21 protein-coding genes and 1 tRNA gene are annotated in these 22766 nt (G+C 31.8%); 11 read left to right on the forward strand and 11 right to left on the reverse strand.

Annotation, left to right across the window (positions count from 1 at the left end; all coding sequences use genetic code 11):
• Positions 1-14: 14 nt before the first annotated feature.
• Together M890_RS0114355 and M890_RS0114360 are read right to left on the reverse strand one after the other, a co-directional pair.
• Complete coding sequence (locus M890_RS0114355) at positions 15-650, reverse strand: 50S ribosomal protein L25/general stress protein Ctc (RefSeq protein WP_028284181.1); 636 nt, start codon at positions 648-650, stop codon at positions 15-17.
• Between the two features lie 52 nt (positions 651-702).
• Complete coding sequence (locus M890_RS0114360; protein ID WP_028284182.1) at positions 703-1644, reverse strand: ribose-phosphate pyrophosphokinase; 942 nt, start codon at positions 1642-1644, stop codon at positions 703-705.
• 144 nt (positions 1645-1788) lie between these two features.
• On the opposite strand from M890_RS0114360, the gene M890_RS0114365 reads away from it, so the two are divergent.
• Positions 1789-1868: transfer RNA gene (locus tag M890_RS0114365), tRNA-Leu, on the forward strand.
• A gap of 93 nt (positions 1869-1961) precedes the next feature.
• On the opposite strand, the gene M890_RS0114370 is transcribed toward M890_RS0114365, so the two are convergent.
• Both M890_RS0114370 and M890_RS0114375 read right to left on the reverse strand, forming a co-directional pair.
• Positions 1962-2972: a LacI family DNA-binding transcriptional regulator gene (locus tag M890_RS0114370; protein ID WP_028284183.1), complete on the reverse strand. Its 1011-nt coding sequence runs from the start codon at positions 2970-2972 to the stop codon at positions 1962-1964.
• Positions 2973-2979: 7 nt separating this feature from the next.
• On the reverse strand, positions 2980-3951 hold the full coding sequence (locus tag M890_RS0114375; protein WP_028284184.1) for a type I phosphomannose isomerase catalytic subunit: 972 nt from the start codon (positions 3949-3951) through the stop codon (positions 2980-2982).
• 157 nt (positions 3952-4108) lie between these two features.
• Between M890_RS0114375 and M890_RS0114380 the strand changes: the two genes are divergently transcribed.
• The 3 genes from M890_RS0114380 (at position 4109) to M890_RS0114390 (ending at position 6840) form a co-directional block, all read left to right on the forward strand.
• The gene (locus M890_RS0114380) at positions 4109-4699 is read left to right on the forward strand and encodes a HupE/UreJ family protein (RefSeq protein ID WP_028284185.1); all 591 of its coding nucleotides are present in this window, start codon (positions 4109-4111) and stop codon (positions 4697-4699) included.
• Positions 4700-4816: 117 nt separating this feature from the next.
• On the forward strand, positions 4817-5248 hold the full coding sequence (locus M890_RS0114385; RefSeq protein WP_028284186.1) for a deoxycytidylate deaminase: 432 nt from the start codon (positions 4817-4819) through the stop codon (positions 5246-5248).
• Positions 5248-6840, forward strand: a complete 1593-nt coding sequence (locus M890_RS0114390; protein WP_028284187.1) for a S41 family peptidase — start codon at positions 5248-5250, stop codon at positions 6838-6840. The genes M890_RS0114385 and M890_RS0114390 overlap by 1 nt, the downstream gene beginning before the upstream one ends.
• Here M890_RS0114390 and M890_RS0114395 read toward each other — a convergent pair.
• The 3 genes from M890_RS0114395 to M890_RS0114405 are packed head-to-tail and all read right to left on the reverse strand — an operon-like array spanning position 6837 to position 8249.
• A complete protein-coding gene (locus M890_RS0114395; protein ID WP_028284188.1) occupies positions 6837-7442 on the reverse strand; it encodes an FAD-dependent oxidoreductase in 606 nt (201 codons plus the stop codon). The genes M890_RS0114390 and M890_RS0114395 overlap by 4 nt on opposite strands.
• On the reverse strand, positions 7442-7639 hold the full coding sequence (locus M890_RS0114400; protein ID WP_028284189.1) for a hypothetical protein: 198 nt from the start codon (positions 7637-7639) through the stop codon (positions 7442-7444). Before M890_RS0114400 ends, M890_RS0114395 begins: the two co-directional genes overlap by 1 nt.
• Positions 7640-7667: 28 nt before the next feature.
• On the reverse strand, positions 7668-8249 hold the full coding sequence (locus tag M890_RS0114405) for a MarC family protein (protein ID WP_028284190.1): 582 nt from the start codon (positions 8247-8249) through the stop codon (positions 7668-7670).
• Between the two features lie 154 nt (positions 8250-8403).
• Between M890_RS0114405 and M890_RS0114410 the strand changes: the two genes are divergently transcribed.
• The 5 genes from M890_RS0114410 to M890_RS0114430 all read left to right on the forward strand — a co-directional run bounded on the left by M890_RS0114410 (position 8404) and on the right by M890_RS0114430 (position 14819).
• Positions 8404-8973, forward strand: coding sequence for a DUF3109 family protein (locus M890_RS0114410; protein WP_028284191.1), 570 nt, complete (start codon positions 8404-8406; stop codon positions 8971-8973).
• 761 nt (positions 8974-9734) lie between these two features.
• A complete protein-coding gene (locus tag M890_RS0114415; RefSeq protein ID WP_028284192.1) occupies positions 9735-10715 on the forward strand; it encodes a ribonucleotide-diphosphate reductase subunit beta in 981 nt (326 codons plus the stop codon).
• 246 nt (positions 10716-10961) lie between these two features.
• Positions 10962-13436 carry a ribonucleoside-diphosphate reductase subunit alpha gene (locus M890_RS0114420; protein WP_028284193.1) on the forward strand — a complete coding sequence of 825 codons (2475 nt, stop codon included), beginning with the start codon at positions 10962-10964 and terminating at the stop codon, positions 13434-13436.
• A gap of 130 nt (positions 13437-13566) precedes the next feature.
• Positions 13567-14073: a zinc ribbon domain-containing protein gene (locus M890_RS0114425; RefSeq protein ID WP_028284194.1), complete on the forward strand. Its 507-nt coding sequence runs from the start codon at positions 13567-13569 to the stop codon at positions 14071-14073.
• Entirely contained in the window at positions 14073-14819 is a 747-nt protein-coding gene (locus tag M890_RS0114430) for a CPBP family intramembrane glutamic endopeptidase (RefSeq protein WP_028284195.1), read from the forward strand. Before M890_RS0114425 ends, M890_RS0114430 begins: the two co-directional genes overlap by 1 nt.
• Before the next feature lie 56 nt (positions 14820-14875).
• Here M890_RS0114430 and M890_RS0114435 read toward each other — a convergent pair whose 3' ends face one another.
• On the reverse strand, positions 14876-15727 hold the full coding sequence (locus tag M890_RS0114435; RefSeq protein ID WP_028284196.1) for an OmpA/MotB family protein: 852 nt from the start codon (positions 15725-15727) through the stop codon (positions 14876-14878).
• A 277-nt stretch (positions 15728-16004) separates the two neighbouring features.
• On the opposite strand from M890_RS0114435, the gene chrA reads away from it, so the two are divergent.
• On the forward strand, positions 16005-17129 hold the full coding sequence (gene chrA, locus M890_RS0114440) for a chromate efflux transporter (protein ID WP_028284197.1): 1125 nt from the start codon (positions 16005-16007) through the stop codon (positions 17127-17129).
• A 54-nt stretch (positions 17130-17183) separates the two neighbouring features.
• Here chrA and M890_RS0114445 read toward each other — a convergent pair whose 3' ends face one another.
• A complete protein-coding gene (locus M890_RS0114445; protein ID WP_028284198.1) occupies positions 17184-19469 on the reverse strand; it encodes an inorganic phosphate transporter in 2286 nt (761 codons plus the stop codon).
• A 78-nt stretch (positions 19470-19547) separates the two neighbouring features.
• Complete coding sequence (locus M890_RS0114450) at positions 19548-20750, reverse strand: porin (protein WP_028284199.1); 1203 nt, start codon at positions 20748-20750, stop codon at positions 19548-19550.
• 391 nt (positions 20751-21141) lie between these two features.
• On the opposite strand from M890_RS0114450, the gene M890_RS0114455 reads away from it, so the two are divergent.
• Complete coding sequence (locus M890_RS0114455) at positions 21142-21501, forward strand: toxin-antitoxin system YwqK family antitoxin (protein WP_028284200.1); 360 nt, start codon at positions 21142-21144, stop codon at positions 21499-21501.
• A 63-nt stretch (positions 21502-21564) separates the two neighbouring features.
• Here M890_RS0114455 and M890_RS0114460 read toward each other — a convergent pair whose 3' ends face one another.
• On the reverse strand, positions 21565-22734 hold the full coding sequence (locus M890_RS0114460) for a beta-helix domain-containing protein (RefSeq protein ID WP_028284201.1): 1170 nt from the start codon (positions 22732-22734) through the stop codon (positions 21565-21567).
• Positions 22735-22766 lie beyond the last annotated feature (32 nt).

The raw sequence follows: 22766 nt of genomic DNA on the forward strand, positions 1-22766 counted from the left end.
ATTTTAAAAGAGATTTAGTCTTTTACTGCTGCTACATCATCTGTTTCAGTTGCTGGAACATCATCTGCATCTTCTTCATCATCGTCATCGTCTACTGTTACTGCAGCTCTAGAACGTCTTACTAAACATACAACAGTGTTATCTGGGTGCATGAAAGTGTAAGCTTCATTTTCTAACTTAGTTATGTATAATTTATTACCGATTTTAAGATCTTCGATGTTTGCATCGATAAAATCAGGTAAGTTTCCTGGTAAAGCTTTAACACGTAAGCTACGTCTGTTTTTACGTAATACACCACCACTTCTTACACCTCTTGGGTTACCAATAAAGTTAAGTGGTATATCCATAGTGATTTCTTTGTCTTCAAATACTTGGTAGAAATCTACGTGTAAGATATTATCTGTTACAGGGTGAAATTGAATGTCTTGTAAAATAGCGTTAAAAACTGTTCCACCTTCTAATTCGATTACAACTGTGTGCGCATTTGGTGTGTATACCAATTTAGAGAATGCTAACTCAGCTGCTGAAAAATGAACTGGTTTGTCTCCTCCGTATAGTACGCAAGGAACCTGACCAGCATTACGTAAGGCTTTTGTTGCTTTCTTGCCCACGCTTTCTCTTTGAGATCCGTTGATTGTAATTGACTTCATTTTATTATTTATGTTTAATTATTAAATACGTAATTGATGTAGCTATTACGAACTACATTAAAAATTTTGAACTAATAGATTTATTGTAATGTACATTTTGCATGACTTCAGCAAATAAATCTGCGCAGCTTAAAACTTTTATTTTTTTGCTTTCTTGTTTTAGAGGAATAGAGTCTGTTACAATCAATTCTTCCAATTTAGAATTTTCTATACGCTCATAAGCGTTACCAGATAATATTGGATGTGTACAAATAGCTCTTACGCTTAAAGCGCCACGCTCCATCATTAAATCTGCAGCTTTAGTAAGTGTCCCAGCAGTATCTACCATGTCGTCTACCAAAACAACATTTTTTCCGGTAACATCTCCTATTAATTCCATATGAGAAATAACATTGGCTTTTGCACGTTGTTTGTAGCAAATTACAACGTCACTTTCTAATGCTTTAGAATAGGCGTATGCACGTTTGGATCCTCCCATATCTGGAGAAGCAATAGTCAAATTATCTAACTTTAAATCTTTTAAATATGGTAAAAAGATGGTTGAAGCAAATAAATGATCTACAGGTTTTTCAAAAAATCCTTGTATTTGGTCAGCATGCAAATCCATAGTAATAATTCTAGTAGCTCCAGCTGCTTCTAACATTTTTGCTACTAATTTAGCAGCAATTGGCACTCTAGGTTTATCTTTACGGTCTTGTCTTGCCCAACCAAAGTAAGGTAATACAGCGGTAATGTGTCTTGCAGACGCACGCTTAGCTGCATCAATCATTAATAACATTTCCATTAAGTTTTCCGAACTTGGATTAGTTGATCCAATAATAAAGATACGAGTCCCTCTAATAGATTCTTCGTATGATGGTTGAAACTCTCCATCACTATAGGTAGATGTTATTACTTTGCCTAAATCTGATCCATAAGCATGAGCGATTTTCTCTGCTAACGCTTTACTTTGCGTAATGGAAAATATTTTAGCTTCTGGCTTTGTGTTTGGCATCGTTAATCTGTTGTTTGGTAGCTTTTTATACTACATGATTTTTAATGAGGTGCAAATTTAGTATAATTTTTGAGGATTAAAAGATATTAGACGCTATTTTTAAGTGATATTTCTAAAATATACTTATTTTTGTCATCTCAAATTGCTCAAGTGGCGGAATTGGTAGACGCGTCGGATTCAAAATCCGATTCTTCGGAGTGTGGGTTCGATTCCCACCTTGAGTACTTAAAAAGCCTTTAAAACATTGTTTGTTAATGTTTTAAAGGCTTTTTTGTGTTGTGTAAATAAGTAATTATAAGCGCGTAAAATACTTGTTGTTATTTTGAAGAATCTCTTAATACTATATCAGTTTCTATGGTTTCAACTGTTGTATTTGTTATTTTCTTTTCCAATTTATTTATTAAAAGAGTAGCAGCTCTTTCTCCTATAATTTCTCCATGTTGACTAATTGTACTTAATCTTGGGTTGGAGTGTCTTGCTAAAATTCCGTTTGAGAATGCTAAAACAGATAATTCTGATGGTATTTTAATGCCTTTTTCATTTGCTATTTTCATTGCAGCAATAGCTACAGACTCGTCAGAAGCAATAAGTGCATCGAAAGTATGGTCAAATAATGGTTTTACGACAGCTTCATGTTTTTTATAATATATTTCATGAGTTGTTATTATAATGTCGTCGTCTTTTTCTAAATTATTGTTTTTTAAACCGGCTAAAAAACCTTCGTATCTTAGCTTTCCTATGCTTAAGTCCATGTTTGCACCAGCAAAAGCTATTTTTTTACAGCCTTTATTTTTTAAGTAATTTACAGCATTTACAGATGCCATAAAATCGTTAGTTATTACTTTATCACAATCTATGTCTTCAACCACGCGATCAAACATGACTAAAGGGATCTCTTTAGCAATACAAGATTTAAAATGGTCAAAAGATGCTTCGGTTTCAGTTTCTTCAGCTACTGATAATATAAAACCATCGACTACACCTGTAGATAGCATTTCAATAGTTTCGATTTCTTTGTTAAGTGAGTCGTTAGAGATGCAGGTGATTATTTTATAACCTTTTTTTGTAGCTGTTTTTTCTATTCCTTTTAATACTTGCGCAAAATAGTAGTTAAGCATGTTTGGAATTATAATTCCAATGGTTTTAGTGCGTTGGTTTTTTAAGCTTAATGCGTTAAAATTAGGCGTGTAATTTTTTTCTTTAGCGTATGCTTTTATTTCTTCTGAAGTAGATTTACTAATCTCTGGACTATCGTTTAATGCTTTAGAAACTGTCGAAATTGAAACACTAAAATGATTCGCAATATCTTTTAAAGTAATTTTTTTCATAGTAATTTTATAAATAAACTTCTAGTAACTCACAAGATGTTGAAGATAAAGAAATGTTTTTAATACTTGCAGGAAGTAATAAGGTTTCACCTTTTTTTAATGTAAAAACATCATTTTTCCACTCTATTTGGGTGTTTCCGTCTACACACATGTATATCACAAAGGAATCAAGATTGGAATAATCCTTTGTAATGTTGCCTTCTACTTTTAGAAAATTAGTTTTAAAATATGGCGAATGAACTAAAGTATTAGATTGATTTACGGTTTTGTTATAGTGTGTTTTGTAAGTGTCGTGTACGGAAAAATCTATGACATCTTTAGCTAAATCGTTATGTAATTCTCTTTTTTCACCTGTAGTATTATCAACTCTGTCGTAGTCGTAAATTCTGTATGTAATGTCAGATGTTTGTTGTATTTCGGCTAACAAAACACCAGCTCCAATAGCATGGACACGTCCTGTTGGAATATAAAAAGTATCTCCTTTACTTACAACTTCATGGTTCATTACGTCTAAAATCTTACCATCCTTTAAATATTGTTCATATTGTTTTGGAGATAGGTCTTCTTTAAATCCAATGATTAATTCAGCTTCTTTTTCGGCTTGCATAACATACCACATTTCGTTTTTTCCAAAAGAATTGTGTCTTGATTTAGCGATTTCATTACTTGGGTGAACTTGTATAGATAAAGGTGTTTTTGCATCAATAAATTTAATTAATAGAGGAAAGTTGTTTCCAAATGCAGTATAAACGGTTTCACCTAAAAAATCACCTTTAAACCTTTCGGTTAATTGTTTTAGTGTCAATCCTTTAAGTGGGCCTTCTATTACAAGAGTTTCGTCATTATTAACGTCAGAAATCTCCCATGATTCACCAATCAAATTTTCTGAATAGTTTTTGCCAAGTTCAGTTTTTAGTTTTTCGCCTCCCCAAATTCTGTATTTATAAAGCGGTTGAAATTTTAAAGGGTATAATTCCATAGGTGTAAAAGGTGGTGTTTAAAGTTCAAATTTACCAAACTATAGTTATATTTTATAGTTTTTTGTCAAAGTCTTTTTTTTAGGCTGTATTTAGTTTATAATTTGGCTAGCATTTTTGTTTTTATGTATATTTACCACAACCCTAAAAACTAATTTTATGTTCCAAGAATTTTGGATAAATGTTCAGTATGGTATTAACCATGTACTAGATATTAACGCTTACGACCACGTCTTGTTTTTAATAGTTTTAGCAGTGCCATATCTTTTTAAAGATTGGAAACGTGTGTTATGGCTGGTAACAATGTTTACTGTTGGTCATACAATTTCATTAATTTTAGCTAGTTATGGTAAGGTAAAAATAGATGGTAATTTAATAGAGTTTTTAATTCCTGTTACAATTTTAATAGTGGCTGTTTATAATGTGTTTACAGCAGGTAAGACTGCCAAAAGTCAAAAAATAGGACTTTTATTTGTGTCTACTTTATTTTTTGGATTAGTTCACGGATTTGGATTTGCAAGAGAGTTTAGGATGAGTCTTGACCAAGGCGATAGTAAATTATTACGACTAGCAGAGTTTGCTTTAGGAATAGAAATTGCGCAAATAATTATTGTATTTGTAGTGCTATTTTTAAGTTACATTTTTCAAACCGTATTTAGATTTTCTAAGCGGGATTGGGTTATGGTAATATCTGCAGTTGTTGTTGGATTAGTAATTCCTATGTTGCTAAATAGTCCACTTTTAGACTAGTTATCATTAAAGTTTTCATAAACTTCATATTTAAAATTGTGATTAAAATATGAAGGGATTATCTTCGTTTATATCTAAGCGCGACTTATCATGCGTTTTAATTTCTATTATTTAATTATGTCAGACCTAAAACAACTCAAATACGATAAAGCTTATTTAAGAATTGCAACTGAATGGGGAAAATTATCCTATTGCAAGCGTAAACAAGTTGGTGCTGTTATAGTTAAAGATAGGATGATCATTTCAGACGGTTATAATGGTACGCCTAGCGGATTTGAAAATTTTTGTGAAGACGAGGAAGGTTATACTAAATGGTATGTTTTACATGCAGAAGCTAATGCTATTTTAAAAGTAGCGTCCTCTACACAATCTTGTAAAGGTGCAACCTTGTACATTACAATGTCACCATGTAAGGATTGTAGCAAGTTAATACATCAAGCTGGCATAATACGTGTAGTGTATAATCAAGGTTACAAAGATAATTCTGGTTTAAAATTTTTAGAAAAAGCAGGAATTGATATTCAATTAATAGAGCAATTAGAAGACTAATGTCTAAATCCAAAACATATTTTCCTTTAATAATAGGTGTTGCAATTGCAGCAGGAATCTTTATTGGTGGAAAGTTAAATTTTGGCGATTCATCGGATAGATTATTTACCTCTAATAGTAAAAAGGATAAGCTTAATAGGTTAATAGATTATATTGACTACGAGTACGTAGAGGATGTTAATACTGACAGTATTGTAGATGTTACTGTTAATGGAATATTAGATAACTTAGATCCACACTCGGTTTATATTCCAAAAGAAAATATGCAAAAAGTTGCCGAAAACATGAAAGGTAACTTTGTTGGTATTGGTATAAATTTTTACACATTTAAAGACACTATAACAGTAATTAAAACTATTGAAAATGGTCCAAGTGCAAGAGTAGGTATTGTTGGAGGAGATAGAATCATATCTGCTAATGGCGAGTCGCTTTTGGGTGGAGGTTATAATAACGATACGTTAGTAGATAAGCTTAAAGGAGAGCGTTATACGCAATTGTTGCTAGAAGTGTATAGAAAAGGAGAGCCTAAATTATTAACTTTTAATGTTACTAGAGATGAGGTGCCAATAAAAAGTGTTGACGCAGCATACATGCTAACAAATCAGTTAGGATATATAAAAATTAATCGCTTTGCTGAAAGTACTTATAAAGAGTTTAAAAAGGCATTACTGAGTTTAAAAAAACAAGGAGCAACAAGTCTGGCTTTAGACTTAAGAGGTAATCCTGGTGGTTTTTTAGAGGTTGCAGTAAATATTGTTGACGAGTTTTTGGAAGATGATAAACTAATAGTTTACACAAGAAATAAAAAAGGAAAAGAGGACAGGAGTTATGCAACCAAAAAAGGTGACTTTGAAAAAGGACAGGTGTATGTAATGATAGATGAAAGCTCTGCTTCTGCATCAGAGATTATTGCAGGTGCTTTACAGGATAATGATAAAGGGACTATTGTAGGTAGACGATCTTATGGTAAAGGGTTGGTGCAACGTGAAATGAAACTAGGAGATGGTAGTGCAGTTAGGTTAACTGTGTCAAAATATTATACACCAACAGGACGATCCATCCAACGATCTTATGATAACGGAAATAGAGACTATTATGATGATTATTCTGATCGTTTAAATAGTGGAGAACTTTTAGACGAAAGTAAAATTGAAGTCGCAGACTCCTTAAAGTTTACAACACCAAAAGGAAACATTGTGTATGGAGGAGGAGGTATAATACCTGACGTTTTTGTTCCGTATGACACTAAAATGTTAAACGAAACGTTGACTTTTCTTGAAAAAAGAGGGTATTTAAATAACTTTATTTTTGAGGAATTAGAAAAAGAACGTGAAGTGTATAAAAACATGTCTAAAGAAGACTTTTTTAATAACTTTAAAATCACAGATGAAGTTGTAAAGTCCTTTGAAGACTTTTTAAAAATTAAAACGCGCTCTAATATAGTTTTTGTAGCTTATAAAGAGGAAGTTAAGCATTATCTAAAGGCGACTTTAGCAGAGCAATTATTTGGTTTTGGGGCTTACTTTAAAATCCTAAATAAGCATGATGTAATGATTGATAAGGTTATAGATTTGTCCAATAACCAAAATTAAATCTTATCGTGCACTTTAGTGTGCTTGCCATTATTCCATAAGGTTAAAATATCCGTTCCTACATGAGCACCACTTCCAGAAGCTATGGCAAACTGACTTCTCCAACCAGCTAAAGTACCAGCAACATAAAGGTTGTGTTTTATTAAATGGTCTGTGTTTTCTAGCCAAATCCTATCTTTTTCAATCGCAGCTTTTGGATGTGGTTTAACGTAGTTTTCTAATCCAGATATGGTTAATAAATTAGTGTAGCCAACAGCAATAACGACACGTTTAGTGGTGTAAGTATTTTTATTTGTGGTAACACTGTAGCCTAAATCTATTTCAGTAATCTGTTCCGCTTTTTCCTTGTCAATCTGTAAAACTTCAGGGTAAAGGTTGGATAATTGCGTTAAGCCATCTTCAAGTAGGTCTTTGCCTAAAGTACCTGGTTTTAATCCTAAAACATTATTAAACAATGCGTTTTGTAAATGTGAGCTTTTTTGATGTGTAATTAAGGCTACTTTTTTTCCTTCAGCAAAAGGTTTTTTCAGTCCAGATCCTAAAATTAAAGCGCAAGATAATCCTGCAGCTCCAGCGCCAATTATTATAGTATCAAAATCCATTAGCTTTTACTTTTTAATTCTATTTTTTTTGAAATACGTAAAATATGAACTAAACAAATAGCACATAATGAGGCTAGTATGGTAATTATAGCTACAATACTTTTTCCTTCAAAAAGTGCAGAAAAATTAAGGTTTGTAGCATTGTATATTATTAGAATAACAGATATAATAGTTGTGATGTATGTAAATAGTTTCATTAAAATAATTTTTATAAAAATACAACAATTAGTTTAAAAGCACTTTGATATTGTCTGTAAACAGTTTGACTGCAATTGCTAATAATACTACGCCAAATACTTTTCTAATAATACTAATTCCGTTTTGGCCAATAAGGCGTTCAATACGTTTTGATGTTTTTAAAACAATATAAATTACAATCACGTTTAAGATTACTGCTATTATAATATTTTTAATATCATATTCGGCACGTAACGATAATAACGTGGTTAAACTTCCTGGTCCAGCTATCAAAGGGAAAGCTAACGGAAACACTGATGCAGTTAAAGGGTTAGTGTCTTCTTCTTTATAAAGTGTTATTCCTAAAATCATTTCTAAAGCAATAAAAAACAATATAAATGATCCAGCTACAGCAAAAGAGCTAACGTTAATACCAATAAGGTTTAATATGCTTTTACCTAAAAACAAAAATGAGATTAATATAATTCCAGCTATAATTGATGCTTTTTCACTTTGTATGTGTCCTACTTTTTTGCGTAAATCAATAATTATAGGAATGTTACCTACAATATCGATTACAGCAAAAAGCACCATAAATACAGTAAATATTTCTTTAAAATTAATTGACATGACTCTTGATTTTGATTATTTAAAAATTTTCGGCAAAAGTAGTCTTAATTCATTGAATTGTAGTACTAAACAAGCAATAAGTTTCTTGTTTTAAAATTATAGCTTCTACTTTAGCTAGATACTTTATATTTGCAAAAAAGATATAAGTTATTTTATGTTTCAATTAGGTAAAACTATAGTGTCTGAGGCTATAATCGAAAAGGATTTTATGTGTAATTTATCTGCATGTAAAGGAGCTTGTTGTATTGATGGAGATGCTGGTGCACCTCTAACTAAAGACGAAGCTCAAATATTAGAAGATATTTATCCTAAAGTTAAACCTTTTTTACGTAAAGAAGGTATCGCTGCTATTGAAGCTCAGGGAACATCTATAGTTACAGATTTTGGAGACATAGAAACACCTTTAATCAATGGTGCTGATTGCGCTTATGTTATTTTTGATAAGAAAAAAACTGCGCTTTGTGGTATTGAAGAAGCTTATAATCAAGGCGAGGTTAAATGGAAAAAACCCGTCTCTTGTCATTTGTACCCAATAAGGGTTAAGGATTATACCGAATTTTCTGCTGTAAACTATGATAAATGGGATATCTGTGATGATGCTTGTACTTTAGGAAAAGAATTGCAAGTTCCAATTTACAAATTTGTAAAAGAAGCACTTATCAGAAAATTTGGAGAAGATTGGTATGCTGAGCTTGAAAAGGTTGCAGATACAATGACTAAGTAGTTTTGCAATACTAGCGTCTTTAGTGCCTCCATAAACAGTATATAAATTTAAGTCATTTGTTTTGTTTTGTTTTGGTCAAAAATAAAGCAGAAAAATAGGTGTATCTCTTTCTTACTTTTTACTTAAAAAGATAAAAGGAGTAGTAACATTTTAGTTAGTCTACTTTTAAAAAAAATAAGTAATTTTTAACTTTAAACAAGTTTAATTTTGATGCTAATTAGTGTTAGACTTTAAAGTGATTTTCTATTCTAGTAACACTTATTGTTTTACGTTGTTAATTAGCAAAATTTGGTTGCAAATACATTTAAGAATACAAAGTTTTTTTAATGAATTTTATTTTGTTTTTTAATAATCATTTCAAAATATATTTTTTGCGTTTATCTGTATGTTGCTGATAAATAAGATGGTATAAAACTGCTTTTAGCTAAAGGTTTCATAGCGACTACAGTGTTAGTCAGTTAGCAGGTTGGTACATATTTAAAATTATGTACAATAAAAAATGACCATTAAACTACAAATTATTTTTGTTTGTTTATGTGTTTTTATGGATTAATTTCAATGTTAAAAAAATATTAAAATGTTAAAAAATCCGAAACGCCAACAACAGCCACTTGTAGACCTACATTTCAACAATCGATGTTAAAAACTTTGGAAACATTTAGCTTAAACAACCTTTTTAAATCATAGATTATTTCCAATCTTTGTTAGTCCCAAGTCAAAGCTTAAAGTCGCAAATTATAATCACAGAAAAACACAATACAATGTCGCAAGAAGTAGAGCCAATTTTAGCAGAAAATAAAGATAGATTCGTAATTTTTCCTATTCAACACCATGATCTATGGGAATGGTATAAAAAATCAGAAGCTAGCTTTTGGACTGCAGAAGAGATTGACTTACATCAGGATCTTACAGATTGGAAAAACAAGTTAAATGATGACGAGCGTTATTTTATAAAACACATTTTAGCATTTTTTGCTGCTAGTGATGGAATTGTAAATGAAAACTTAGCAGAAAACTTTGTTAACGAAGTACAATACAGTGAAGCTAAATTCTTTTATGGTTTTCAAATCATGATGGAAAATATACACAGTGAAACGTATTCTCTTTTAATCGATACTTACGTTAAAGACGAAAAAGAAAAAGACGGTTTATTTCATGCGATAGATACTTTTCCTGCTATTAAGAAAAAAGCAGATTGGGCTTTAAAATGGATTGAGTCTGATAGTTTTGCAGAGCGTTTAATTGCATTTGCAGCTGTAGAAGGTATCTTTTTCTCAGGTGCATTTTGTTCAATATTCTGGTTAAAAAAACGTGGTTTAATGCCAGGATTAACATTCTCTAACGAGTTAATTTCTCGTGATGAAGGTGTACACTGTGATTTTGCAGTACACTTACATGAAAATCACTTAGTAAATAAAGTGCCAAAAGATCGTATTAGAGAAATTTTAATTGATGCTTTAAATATTGAGCGTGAGTTTATTACAGAGTCTCTTCCTGCTAGTTTAATTGGGATGAATGCTAAATTAATGTCACAATATTTAGAGTTTGTAACTGATAGATTATTAGGAGAATTAGGTTGTGAAAAAGAATATAACACAACTAATCCGTTTGATTTTATGGATATGATTTCCCTACAAGGAAAAACAAACTTTTTCGAGAAAAGAGTATCAGAATATCAAAAAGCTGGTGTCCTTAATAAAGAAGAAGAATCAGACAAATTTAGTTTTGATGCCGATTTTTAGGCAATAAAACTTCAGTTCTAAAGGGTTTAGTGTAATCTACAAAACCAATATTTAGAGTCAACAAAATTTAAAATTAATAACAACGGTTATATTTTCGGCTTTAAGCCAAAAACAACCAATTGTTAGTATAAATTACCCCTTACAACTAAATTTAACAAGCTGTTAATCAGTCTGTTTTAAATTTGGAATAAAAAATTAACCCTTTTTCTGAAATGGTGTTCAGAAATAAATAAAACGTGTAAAAGTATGTATGTAATCAAAAGAGACGGAAGAAAAGAGCAAATCATGTTCGATAAGATCACAGCAAGAGTAAGAAAACTTTGCTATGGATTAAATGAGTTAGTAGATCCATTAAAAGTTGCCATGCGTGTGATTGAAGGGTTATATGATGGAGTAACAACTAGTGAACTTGATAATTTAGCAGCAGAGGTTGCAGCAACTATGACAACAGCTCATCCGGATTATGCTAGATTAGCAGCACGTATATCTGTATCTAATCTACATAAAAATACTAAAAAGACGTTTTCAGAGGTAATGCACGACCTTTATGTTTACGTTAACCCAAGAACAGGTAAAAAAGCACCTTTATTATCTGACGAAGTATATAACGTTATTCAAGAAAATAAGGATAGACTAGACTCTACTATTATATATAACAGAGATTTTGGATACGATTATTTTGGGTTTAAAACACTAGAGCGTTCTTATCTATTAAAAATAAATGGTAAAATAGCAGAGCGTCCACAACATATGTTAATGCGTGTTTCAATAGGTATACATTTAAACGATTTAGATGCAGCTATTGAGACTTACGAGTTAATGTCCAAAAAATACTTTACACACGCAACACCTACACTTTTTAACTCTGGTACACCAAAACCACAAATGTCTTCTTGCTTTTTATTAACCATGAAGGATGATAGTATTGATGGGATTTATGATACTTTAAAGCAAACAGCTAGAATATCTCAGTCAGCTGGTGGTATTGGATTATCTGTACATAACGTACGTGCTACAGGTAGTTACATTGCAGGAACAAATGGTACATCAAATGGTATCGTACCAATGTTACAAGTATTTAATGATACTGCACGTTATGTAGATCAAGGAGGTGGAAAGCGTAAAGGAAGTTTTGCTATCTATCTAGAACCTTGGCATGCAGATATTTTTGAATTTTTGGATTTAAAAAAGAATCATGGTAAAGAGGAAATGAGAGCAAGAGATTTATTCTATGCTATGTGGATTCCAGATTTATTCATGAAACGTGTACAAGAAGATAGCACATGGACTTTAATGTGTCCAAATGAATGTCCAGGAATGGCAGATGTACACAGTGACGTATTTGAAGCCTTATATATTAAGTATGAAACAGAAGGTAAAGGTCGTAAAACCATTAAGGCTAGAGAGCTTTGGGAAAAAATCCTAGAATCTCAAATCGAAACGGGAACACCTTACATGTTATATAAAGATGCGGCTAACCGTAAGACAAACCAAAGTAACTTAGGGACTATCAAGTCGTCTAACTTATGTACAGAGATTATGGAATACACAGCTCCAGATGAGGTAGCTGTTTGTAACTTAGCGTCTATAGCATTACCAATGTTTATTAAAAATGGCGAGTTTGACCACAAGGAGTTATTCCGTATAACTAAACGCGTAACAAAAAACTTAAACCGAGTAATTGACCGTAATTACTATCCAGTAGAAGAAGCTAAAAACTCTAACATGCGTCACAGACCAGTAGGTTTAGGTGTGCAAGGTCTAGCAGATACGTTTATTAAATTACGTATGCCTTTTACAAGTGATGAAGCTAAAGCATTAAATCAAGATATATTTGAAACGCTTTACTATGCTGCTGTAACAGCAAGTATGGAAGAAGCAAAAGCAGATGGACCATACCAAACTTATGAAGGATCTCCTATTAGTAAAGGACAATTCCAACATAACCTATGGAATATCCAAGAGGACACGTTAAGTGGTCGTTGGGATTGGGATAAGTTAAGAGCAGATGTTATGAAACATGGTGTTCGTAACTCGTTATTAGTCGCTCCAATGCCTACAGCCTCTACAAGTCAAATATTAGGTAATAACGAGTGTTTTGAGCCTTACACATCTAATATTTATACGCGTCGTGTATTATCAGGAGAGTTTATTGTAGTAAACAAACATTTATTAGAAGACTTAGTAGAATTAGGACTTTGGAATGATAGTTTAAAAAACGAAATCATGCGTGCTAATGGATCTGTACAAGGTGTAGAGGCTATACCGCAACACATTAAAGATTTATATAAAACAGTATGGGAGTTAAGTATGAAAGATATAATAGATATGTCTCGTCAAAGAGGATATTTTATTGATCAATCACAATCACTTAACTTGTTTTTAGAAGGTGCTACTATGGCTAAATTAACGTCAATGCATTTTTACGCTTGGAAGAGTGGATTAAAAACAGGTATGTATTACTTACGTACTAAGAGTGCAGTAGATGCTATTAAATTTACTGTAGAAAAAGAGAAAAAAGCAGAACCTATTGCAGAAGCAGTAGAGGTTGTGGATACAGAAGCTATATTACAAAAGCAACAACAAGCAGCTAACACAGCAGCTAAATTTGCTAATACAGCTAGTGCAGAAGCAGAACCTATGACAGCAGAAGAAATGAAAGCATTAATCGCTCAGGCTAAAGAAGCGGAAGGTGATGACTGCTTAATGTGTGGTTCTTAATAATCTACTAGTAAGATTATAAACTTGCTAGTATTAAGTGTTATATGAAAAAAAGCATCCATATTTGGATGCTTTTTTTTGTTTAAAAACTACAATAAATACTATATTACTAGACTAAAGTAAAGTTTTAATGGAGGTATCTCAAAGTATAATATTACAATCAGAATGTAAACATTGTGAAACACCAGTTAAAGAAGACCACTCTTTTTGTTCTGAATGTGGTTTTCCATTAAAAGGAAGTGATCAGGATGTTGCTAAGTTTTATGCTAAACGCGTAATGGATAAGCGTAAAACAAACAATGCTCACGAAAAAATAAAAGCTGCTAGAAAAACACTATTTATAATAGCAGCAATTATAACCGTTTTTGGTTTTTTTATCTATTATAAAACACAAGATTTAGTGCCTTTAACCATAAATTTAGTAGTAAGTGTTGTGTATGTTGTTTTAGGTGTTTGGTCTAAACAGCGACCTTTAATTGCATTAATTTTGGGCTTATTGTTATACTTAACTTTAATTATTATTACAGCTATTGCAGATCCATTAACACTAGTCGCAGGAATACTATGGAAAATATTAATCATTGGATATTTAGCCAAAGGGATTTATTCGGCATCCTCAATAAATAAGGTTGCTTAATGATTATTTTGTGTAAAAATTGTAATTATATTTTTGAAACAGAAGTAAAGTTTTGTTCGCAATGTGGACAAGCTGTTGTTAAAAATGTATCTTCTACTAAACTTAAAAAAGTAGCCACTATCATTGGTTTTTACGTAGCCATGTTAGTGTATATGCTATTAGTGTATTATGTAGAGACTACGTTTCCTAATAATTTAGAAGCCGAAATTATTGTAGTCATAGGTTTTGCATGTATTGTATTGGGTTTTGCATCATTTGATTTAAAACCTGTATTACAATTATATAACAACAAAGCTATTAAGTTTAAGCATATAGTTTTTGCGGTTATTACACCTGTAGTAACAAGCTTTGTAGTTTATTTTTTTATTGGATTTATAAATAGTTTAGTAGCAGAAGGCGCATCTGTTAACTATTTTCAGGAGTATTTGTATTTAGATTATCCTTTATTTTGGGCCACTTTTTTTATAGCTTTAATGCCTGCGGTTATTGAAGAGTTAGCATTTAGAGGTGTGCTTTTTAACGCCTTAAAAGAGGTTACAACTACAAGATTAACCATTATTGCTACTGCATTTTTATTTGCGGTCATTCACTTTTCTATATTCTCCTTTTTATGGATTTTCCCGTTTGGATTATTATTAGGGTTTTTAAGAAGTCGTTACAATACGCTATGGCTAGGAATGATTATTCATTTTATCCATAATTTTATAATTTTAATGATTGATTATTATAATTTCTACAATTATTAATAAAAAAAAAGCATCCAATTTCTGGATGCTTTTTTAATAAATTATATCGTGTCTAACTAGTTTTGTGCCATTAAAGCAAAAAACTTATCAATGTTAGGTAGTATTAAAATACGCGTACGTCTGTTTCTAGAACGTCCTTCGCTAGTGTCGTTATCTGTAACTGGTTTATAGCTGCTTCTACCAGATGCAATTAATTTTTCTGGTGCAACACCAAAGTCTTTTTGTAGTTTTCTAACTACAGAAGTGGCACGTAAGACACTTAAATCCCAGTTGTCTGCAACTTTATCTGTACTGATTGTTCTAGAGTCTGTATGACCTTCAATCATGACATCTAAGCTAGGCTCTGAGTTAATAACGTCTGCTAATTTTTGTAAGATTTTATCAGCTTTTTTGCTAACTCTGTAGCTTCCGCTGTTAAATAACATTTTATCAGAAATAGAAATCATAACTACAGTTTCCTCGATGCTAATCGCGATATCATCACTTTCATCTAAATCTGTAGTGTCAACAAAACGTTTTAAATTTAATGATACAGCCATATTCATTGAGTCTTCCAATGTTGTAACATATTTCATTACCTCTGGACTTACACGACTTAACGTTTCGCGCATACCAACTTTAGCTTTTTCAGAAATAACAGCTTTGTTTCCAACTGCATCAAATTTAGTTTGATTTTCTTCAGTTAATACACCTACTTCATTAGTCAGATTATTAATTTTAGAATTATACTCGTTAACTCTAGCTTCAATTTTTGCAAATTTAGCTTCTAATTCTTCTTTTTCAACCTGAGTCTTTTGTAATTCACTTGTTATTTCTCCTTTTTCTTGTTCTAAAGCAACAAATTTCTTTTTAGAAACACATGATGACAATATTACTAAAGCGAATAAGGCTATTGATGTTTTTTTCATAAATACATTAATTTTTAGTTATAATATTTACGAATACAATATTGTTTTGGATGTTTTAAACTTTGTTTTGGTAATATTTTACAAGTTGTTTTAATAAGGGTTAATGTTGTAATGTATTGATTGTGTGTGGTTAAAAGGTGAGTATTACGTGTTTCTTTTTTTTTAAATGAACGACATTTACTTTATAATTAAGTAGCTAACCAAAGTTACATGCACTTGTTTTTTCTGTTTTTAAATATTTAATTTAGCTAAAAGTAATAATGAATATTAAATTAAAATGGATACTAAACTTAAAGAGGTTGCAGGTGTATTTTTTAAATTAGGTTGTTTTGCTTTTGGTGGACCAGCTGCACATATTGCAATGATGGAGGAGGAGGTTGTAACCAAACGTAAATGGATGACTAGAGCTTATTTTTTAGATTTAATAGGCACTACTAATCTAATTCCAGGACCAAATTCTACCGAAATGACGATGCATTGTGGTTATGAACGTGCTGGTAAAAAGGGATTGTTTATAGCAGGAATTGCATTTATATTTCCTGCCATTATAATTACAGCAGTATTAGCTTATTTGTATGTTAAGTATGGTAATCTTCCTGAGGTTGCACCTTTTATTATTGGTATTAAGCCAGCTGTTCTAGCAATTATTGCTTCTGCAATTATCAAACTGGGTAAAAAAGCTATAAAAACGTTGGAGCTAGGATTAATAGGCTTATTAGTTTTCATAGCCAGTTTGTTGGGTGTTAATGAGATTTTAGCGCTGCTTTTAGCAGGTATAATTGGTATGTTATATTTTTATTTTAAGAATAAATCATCTAATTCGATTCAAACAATTGTGCCATTTTTTTTGATCAGTGGTCTAAGTACTTCACTTTTAAAAATAACAGCAATTAATGTGTTTTGGATCTTTTTAAAAGTTGGTGCTATATTGTACGGAAGCGGTTATGTGTTGTTTGCTTATTTGGATGCCGAGTTAGTAACTAAGGGATGGTTAACTAGGGTTGAGTTATTGGATGCAATTGCTGTTGGCCAATTTACACCTGGTCCAGTATTATCTACCTCCACATTTATTGGTTACCAACTCTCTGGTTTTGCAGGTGCCTTAGCTGCAACAACAGGTATATTTTTACCTTCTTTTTTATTTGTTCTTATTTTAAATCCATTGATTCCAAAAATGCAAAAATCTAGTTTATTGCGCTATTTTTTGGATGCTGTAAATGTTGCAGCAGTTGCAGTTATGTTAGCGGTTTTAGTGGTAATGACAAAAGACACTTTAATTGATTGGCAAACCATTGTAATAGCGTTGTTAGCTTTATTATTAGTATTTAAAACTAAAGTTAGTACTATTTGGGTGATTATAATTGGAGCTGTTTTAGGTTATTTACTTTATAGATTTATGTAAACAAAAAAAAGCTACCTGATAAGGGTAGCTTTTTTTGCTTTAAAGTTTATTAATTTATTCTTCTTCCAGAGTTGCAGGAGTAACAGAAGCATCATGTGCGTTATGGTACTCTTCTAAAAGATTCATAGTTGCGCTAAGTAAATCTTTAGTTTCTGATAATAAATTAAAATATAATGTCGTGTTTTTAGGACTAGATTCTTCAGTTCTTGTACGCTCTACTTGTTTTAATATTTTAGAGGTTACAAGTTCCATTATTTCATTTTTTCTTCCTAAGATATCTCCAATTTGCTCAAATGAACGTGAGTTAAAAGCATTTTGAGTATTGTTGAAAAATAAATCAAAACGCTCATCAATTTCTTTAAGCTCTTTTATTTGACTGAACTTTAATTTTTTATGGTTGTTGTTTACATGTTTATGACTCATTTTAGTAATGTAGTCCAACGACTGTGTCATATCTTGTAAATACCCTAAAATATTAATATAAAAGTTACTTGCATTTAAACTAGATTCATCTAAATTTTTAATAAAATAGAAGATGTTGTCTCTTAGTGCATCCACTTCCGTAGAAAGCTTTATAACTTGTTTTTTATTCTTTTTAAGCAATGCGCTATCTTGTTTAGCTAAACCGTTAATAGCATTAGTGTAAATTTTATTTCCTCTTTTTACAACGTTAGCAATGTTCTTAGCACTTTCGTGAATAACACCTTGTACAGAGCTGCTTTCTGAGTCTGTTAAGCTGTCTTCTGGTGCAATTTTGTTAGATGTTTCCTTATGTGATAAATAGTTTCTAACTAATAAAATAGCAGTAAGTAATAATAATATTGGTGTCATCACTTTAGGATTCCACTTAATTAAAAAGACAACAGTTCCTGCTGCAAAAAAGGCTCCAATAGCAGTTCCAAACCAACCACCAATTACATTTAGTACACCAGCTACTCTATAAACAGCACTCTCACGTCCCCAAGCACGATCTGCAAATGATGTACCCATTGCTACCATAAATGTAACATAAGTTGTAGATAATGGTAGTTTCATTGATGTTGCAATTGCAATTAATACACCTGCAACCATAAGGTTAACTGATGCTCTAATCATATCAAAAGCAGGTAAATCTTTACTTTGTGTTTTAGTTAAAGCTTTAGCGCTAGGCTTTTGAAAGCTTTTGTCAATCTTAGCTTGTGTTGATTTAGGTACAATTGCGCTAAAGTAATCAGATAACGCTGATGTTCCTTTTACAATTCCTCTAGACAGCATGTTTGGTTCAAACTTTTCATGCGTATCACCTTGGCTTGATAAGTTAATTTCAGTTTCGGCAACTGTTTTTGCTTTTTTAGAAAACCATAACGTTAATACCATAATAGCTCCAGAGATGAACAATAATAAAGGTTCTGCTGGTACTTTTTTCTCTAATATAGCCATAGAGAAATCTGCTGGTAACGTTCCTGATGTAGTAAATGCTGTTTGCATAGCATCAAACGAGTGGTATGCTGCCATAGGTACACCAATAAAGTTAACCAAATCATTTCCAGAAAAAGCTAATGCTAAACCAAAAGTTCCAACCGCAATTACGATTATTAAAACACTTTTTTTAGTGATTTTTTGAAAAGCATAAGAAAATAATGTCCATACAATTACACTTCCAATTAGTATGTATAATTCATTTCCTTCAACAACACCATTAATGCTTTTGTAAAAAGGTGTGCCTTTAAGCCCTTTTAAGAATATAAAGTATGTGATTGAAGCTAAAGAGATTCCTCCAAAAATAGCACCGAAATATTTAGATTTTGTTTCGTATTGAAATGTAAATATTAAACGTGAAACCCACTGTACTAATGCACCAACTGTAAATGCTATAAAGACTGACATTACAATTCCGGTAATAATCTCGATAGCTTTTTTGGTGTTTATATAGTCACCTAAGTCTGCAAATGTTTGTGTGTCTGAAGCACTAATTTTAATTAATGACATTACAACCGCAGCACCAAGTAAGTTAAATACAATAGAAACGGTAGTGGATGTAGGTAATCCTAATGTGTTAAAAAAGTCAAGAAGTAAGATGTCAGTAATCATTACTGCCATAAAAATGTACATGATTTCTTCAAAACTAAACATAGCAGGTACAAAAATACCTTTACGAGCAACTTCCATCATTCCGCTTGAAAATACAGCTCCAATAAAAATTCCTAAACTAGCAACTATCATAATAGTACGCATAGAAATAGCCTTAGAGCCTATTGCTGAGTTTAAGAAGTTGATGGCATCATTACTAACACCTACAACAATATCAACTACTGCTAATATTGTTATGGCAATCAACATAAATAAATAAATATTATCCATAATTTTTAATTAAAATAAGTTTGCAAATATCTTTACTGTTTTCGAGTGCAATGTTATGACAATGTTATGTTTTTTTTGTTAAAAATGTAGGTCAAATCCAAGTCTAAAGGTAATATTATCTTGGTTACCACTTACAGTTGTGTAACTTAAGTCGGTTTGTACTTTTAATTTGTGACCTACAATGTATCTAGAGCCACCTAAAGTATACTGATCCGTTGGTAAGTTTCCTGTTATGGCATCATAAGTTACGGTAGTGTATCTAGCTGCAATTTCATAATTACTTTTAAACAGATAACCAGCTTGAAGGTTAAGTGCATTACCAGTAAGTACGACATCACCAGTAGGTGTTAAACCATCTGTGTCAATAGCTATTGGTTGATCAGCATCTCTGTTTGCATATTCTCCCATAAAACTAAATCCTTTGTATTTAAACATTGCATCTGCAAAAATAGTAGACACATTAGTTTCATACAATGAACCATCGCTTTTAAACATATAATTTCCTAAACCGCTTCGTTCTCTAACAGCATTTTCGTTAAAGTTGTAAGTAAAACCTAACATTAGTTTTGGTTTCGCTTCTCTTTTTAAGTCAGCCTGGACATAATCACCTTTTGATTGAAACTTGCCAAAAGGTAAAAACTCTACACGAGCTGTATATTGAAGTCCACCTTCATTACCTTCTGAAACATTTCGACCTTCACCTTGAGAAATTGCTAATTTTTCACGCATTAAAAAATTGTCACCTAATTTTGATGTATGACGTAATTGAACACCTAAGTCACGATCAATATTAAAACGACTATTTAATAAAGAACGGTCAATTAATTGAAGATTTGCTGAAGATACAACACGCTCTATATTACCAGGTAATTTTGTTTGTCCAGCCCAAAGCTCCCAATTATCTGCAAATTGCCACATAATAACAGCGTCTAGAATGTATCTAGGTGTGTTACGGTTAAATTGATTTGCTCCAGAAAGATCTCTGTTAGATAAACCTAATTCTATTTTGTATTTTAATTTTGGACTGTAGGCAAAACCATCAAACTTTAAACGTGCACGTCGCACAATAAAATTGTGTTCTGGACTTGTATATTGCGACCCATCATGATCCCAAGAGGATATAGATCTAACTTGAAAGCGAGGTGCAAATTTTATGCTAAAAGAACTGTCCTTTGCTGTAAAATTAATAAGTCCTTTACCAAAAGAGGTGTCGCTAATTTCTTGCGCATAAGCAGACAGCGTCAAGCACAACAATAGTGCAATGGATAAAATAAGTTTCATTATAAGGTATTAGTTTTTGTCGCTGCAAATAAATAACTCTAATGTTAACTTAATGTTTCCTAAGTATTAACCTTTTAAATTTTAACGAAAAAAGACTGCTTTGGCCAAAAGCAGTCTCATTAGAAATCATAATAATGTAGTCGACAAAAACTAATAGATTATATGACATACTAATTGTGTTGTCTTAAGACAGTAACAAATATCAACATACAAAGTGATTTTAATGTAATGCTAATATTATGTAATTATTAAGTGTTGTTATGTTAATTAATGTTTCTTAAGGTTTGATTTTTAGGTACCTAAAATTCCAATGTTAATTTAATGTTACCTAAATGTTGCATAAATGTTATCTAATATGTATCTTTGAGATATAATGTTAAAACCCATAATTATGAAGAAATCAATTTTAGTTTCAATTGCTTTTTTATTTACTGTGGTTTCTTTTGCTCAAGACAAAAGAGATTTAAAACTTAATAAAAACACTAATTTAATAGAAGTTGTTTATTATCACGACAATGGAGTTGTAAGCCAAACTGGTGCTTACACTACAGATGGTAAGCTACAAGGTGAGTGGTTAAGTTTTGACGCAGCAGGCAAGAAACAAGTTTCAGCAAATTATGATAATGGTAAAAAAGTCGGCAAGTGGTTTTATTGGAATGAAACCACTCTTAAAGAAGTAGATTATACTAATAACAAAATTGCTAATGTTAGCGAGTGGGAAGTGAAAAATCCAGTAGCTATTAGTAACTAAGTTATACACATCAAAAAAAAAGCCTTGCATATGCAAGGCTTTTTTTTTGATGTGTATTTAGGTTTAGTTGATTGTCCAACCAGCTCCCCAAGATGTGTAGTCTGTTCCAGTAGCTGTGTCTTCGCCAGTGAAAAAGTCAGCATCTGTAAAAGTTATAGTAGTATCGTTTTTAACTTTAGTTAAAACGTCAACAAAAGTTACTCCTGTTACTTGTAGGTCATCGCTTACAACTCCGTTTCCTGTGTCAGCATCATCTAAATCAAAACCTTCAGCATATCCTGTTATCATGATATTGCTAAATAATCCTTGAGTACCAGCTCTTAATCTAACAGCTTCTGATGAGTTAGCCGATCCTTCACCAATAATAGTTACGTTGTTTACAGTTGGTTTAGAGAATATTCCTGTTGCATTACTAAAGTCAGTATTGTATCCATCTGCTTCAATTGCTTTATCATCTGTTGCTCTGTTAGAGATGTAAACATTGTTTAATGTTCCAGAAAAACCTTCTGTCCAATCTACTGAGTCATCTTCTGCATTGATTACAGAGACGTAGCTTGCATTAACTGTTCCACCAAAAAACTCAATTCCATCATCTTTTCCTGCATAAGCTTGGATGTAATTAACAGATGTTCCGTTACCTACACCATAAAAAGAGAATCCGTTATTTTCAGATTGTCCATCAGCTGCACCACCAGAATACTCTACACGTACATAGCTTAAAGATCCAGAATTATCGTTTGCAACATTTCCACCGTAAGGTAAACTTGCAATTTCAGAAGTTGCAGTGTTTGTTCCTGTAACAGAGTTGATAGGTGCTTTTCCTAGTAAGATTAATCCTCCCCAATCTCCAGCAGCAGGACTTGCAGCGTCAGATGTAAAAACAATAGGGCAATCTGCAGTACCATTAGCTATGATTTGTGCACCTTGAGATATTGCAATATATACATCTGCTCCAGATGATAATGCCTTAATAGTCATACATGGCGGAATAGTCAAAGTGGTTCCACTTGCCATAATTAAAGATCCATTTAACTTATAAGTGTTGTTAGCATCTAATGTTAAGTCTTCAGTATAAGTACCAGACAAGAAAATAGTTGAAGGGTCAGTTGGACCTCCTCCAGACGTGTTGTTTGTTACACTGTTGTCGTTAATTACAATATCAGATGTGTCATCAGTAGAGCAAGAGAATACTGTTGCTGCTAATGCTAAGCCTAAAATTATTTGTTTTTTCATTGTTTTTAGTTTTTTAGTTGTATTATGTTTTT

The organism is Olleya marilimosa CAM030, from assembly GCF_000518485.1.
In the GTDB taxonomy this organism is placed as follows: domain Bacteria; phylum Bacteroidota; class Bacteroidia; order Flavobacteriales; family Flavobacteriaceae; genus Olleya; species Olleya marilimosa.

Bases quoted from the DNA above. Each gene is read 5' to 3' on its own strand.
- M890_RS0114355 (WP_028284181.1), bottom strand. From the start codon at position 650: ATGAAGTCAATTACAATCAACGGATCTCAAAGAGAAAGCGTGGGCAAG.
- M890_RS0114360 (WP_028284182.1), bottom strand. From the start codon at position 1,644: ATGCCAAACACAAAGCCAGAAGCTAAAATATTTTCCATTACGCAAAGT.
- M890_RS0114370 (WP_028284183.1), bottom strand. From the start codon at position 2,972: ATGAAAAAAATTACTTTAAAAGATATTGCGAATCATTTTAGTGTTTCA.
- M890_RS0114375 (WP_028284184.1), bottom strand. From the start codon at position 3,951: ATGGAATTATACCCTTTAAAATTTCAACCGCTTTATAAATACAGAATT.
- M890_RS0114380 (WP_028284185.1), top strand. From the start codon at position 4,109: ATGTTCCAAGAATTTTGGATAAATGTTCAGTATGGTATTAACCATGTA.
- M890_RS0114385 (WP_028284186.1), top strand. From the start codon at position 4,817: ATGTCAGACCTAAAACAACTCAAATACGATAAAGCTTATTTAAGAATT.
- M890_RS0114390 (WP_028284187.1), top strand. From the start codon at position 5,248: ATGTCTAAATCCAAAACATATTTTCCTTTAATAATAGGTGTTGCAATT.
- M890_RS0114395 (WP_028284188.1), bottom strand. From the start codon at position 7,442: ATGGATTTTGATACTATAATAATTGGCGCTGGAGCTGCAGGATTATCT.
- M890_RS0114400 (WP_028284189.1), bottom strand. From the start codon at position 7,639: ATGAAACTATTTACATACATCACAACTATTATATCTGTTATTCTAATA.
- M890_RS0114405 (WP_028284190.1), bottom strand. From the start codon at position 8,249: ATGTCAATTAATTTTAAAGAAATATTTACTGTATTTATGGTGCTTTTT.
- M890_RS0114410 (WP_028284191.1), top strand. From the start codon at position 8,404: ATGTTTCAATTAGGTAAAACTATAGTGTCTGAGGCTATAATCGAAAAG.
- M890_RS0114415 (WP_028284192.1), top strand. From the start codon at position 9,735: ATGTCGCAAGAAGTAGAGCCAATTTTAGCAGAAAATAAAGATAGATTC.
- M890_RS0114420 (WP_028284193.1), top strand. From the start codon at position 10,962: ATGTATGTAATCAAAAGAGACGGAAGAAAAGAGCAAATCATGTTCGAT.
- M890_RS0114425 (WP_028284194.1), top strand. From the start codon at position 13,567: ATGGAGGTATCTCAAAGTATAATATTACAATCAGAATGTAAACATTGT.
- M890_RS0114430 (WP_028284195.1), top strand. From the start codon at position 14,073: ATGATTATTTTGTGTAAAAATTGTAATTATATTTTTGAAACAGAAGTA.
- M890_RS0114435 (WP_028284196.1), bottom strand. From the start codon at position 15,727: ATGAAAAAAACATCAATAGCCTTATTCGCTTTAGTAATATTGTCATCA.
- chrA (WP_028284197.1), top strand. From the start codon at position 16,005: ATGGATACTAAACTTAAAGAGGTTGCAGGTGTATTTTTTAAATTAGGT.
- M890_RS0114445 (WP_028284198.1), bottom strand. From the start codon at position 19,469: ATGGATAATATTTATTTATTTATGTTGATTGCCATAACAATATTAGCA.
- M890_RS0114450 (WP_028284199.1), bottom strand. From the start codon at position 20,750: ATGAAACTTATTTTATCCATTGCACTATTGTTGTGCTTGACGCTGTCT.
- M890_RS0114455 (WP_028284200.1), top strand. From the start codon at position 21,142: ATGAAGAAATCAATTTTAGTTTCAATTGCTTTTTTATTTACTGTGGTT.
- M890_RS0114460 (WP_028284201.1), bottom strand. From the start codon at position 22,734: ATGAAAAAACAAATAATTTTAGGCTTAGCATTAGCAGCAACAGTATTC.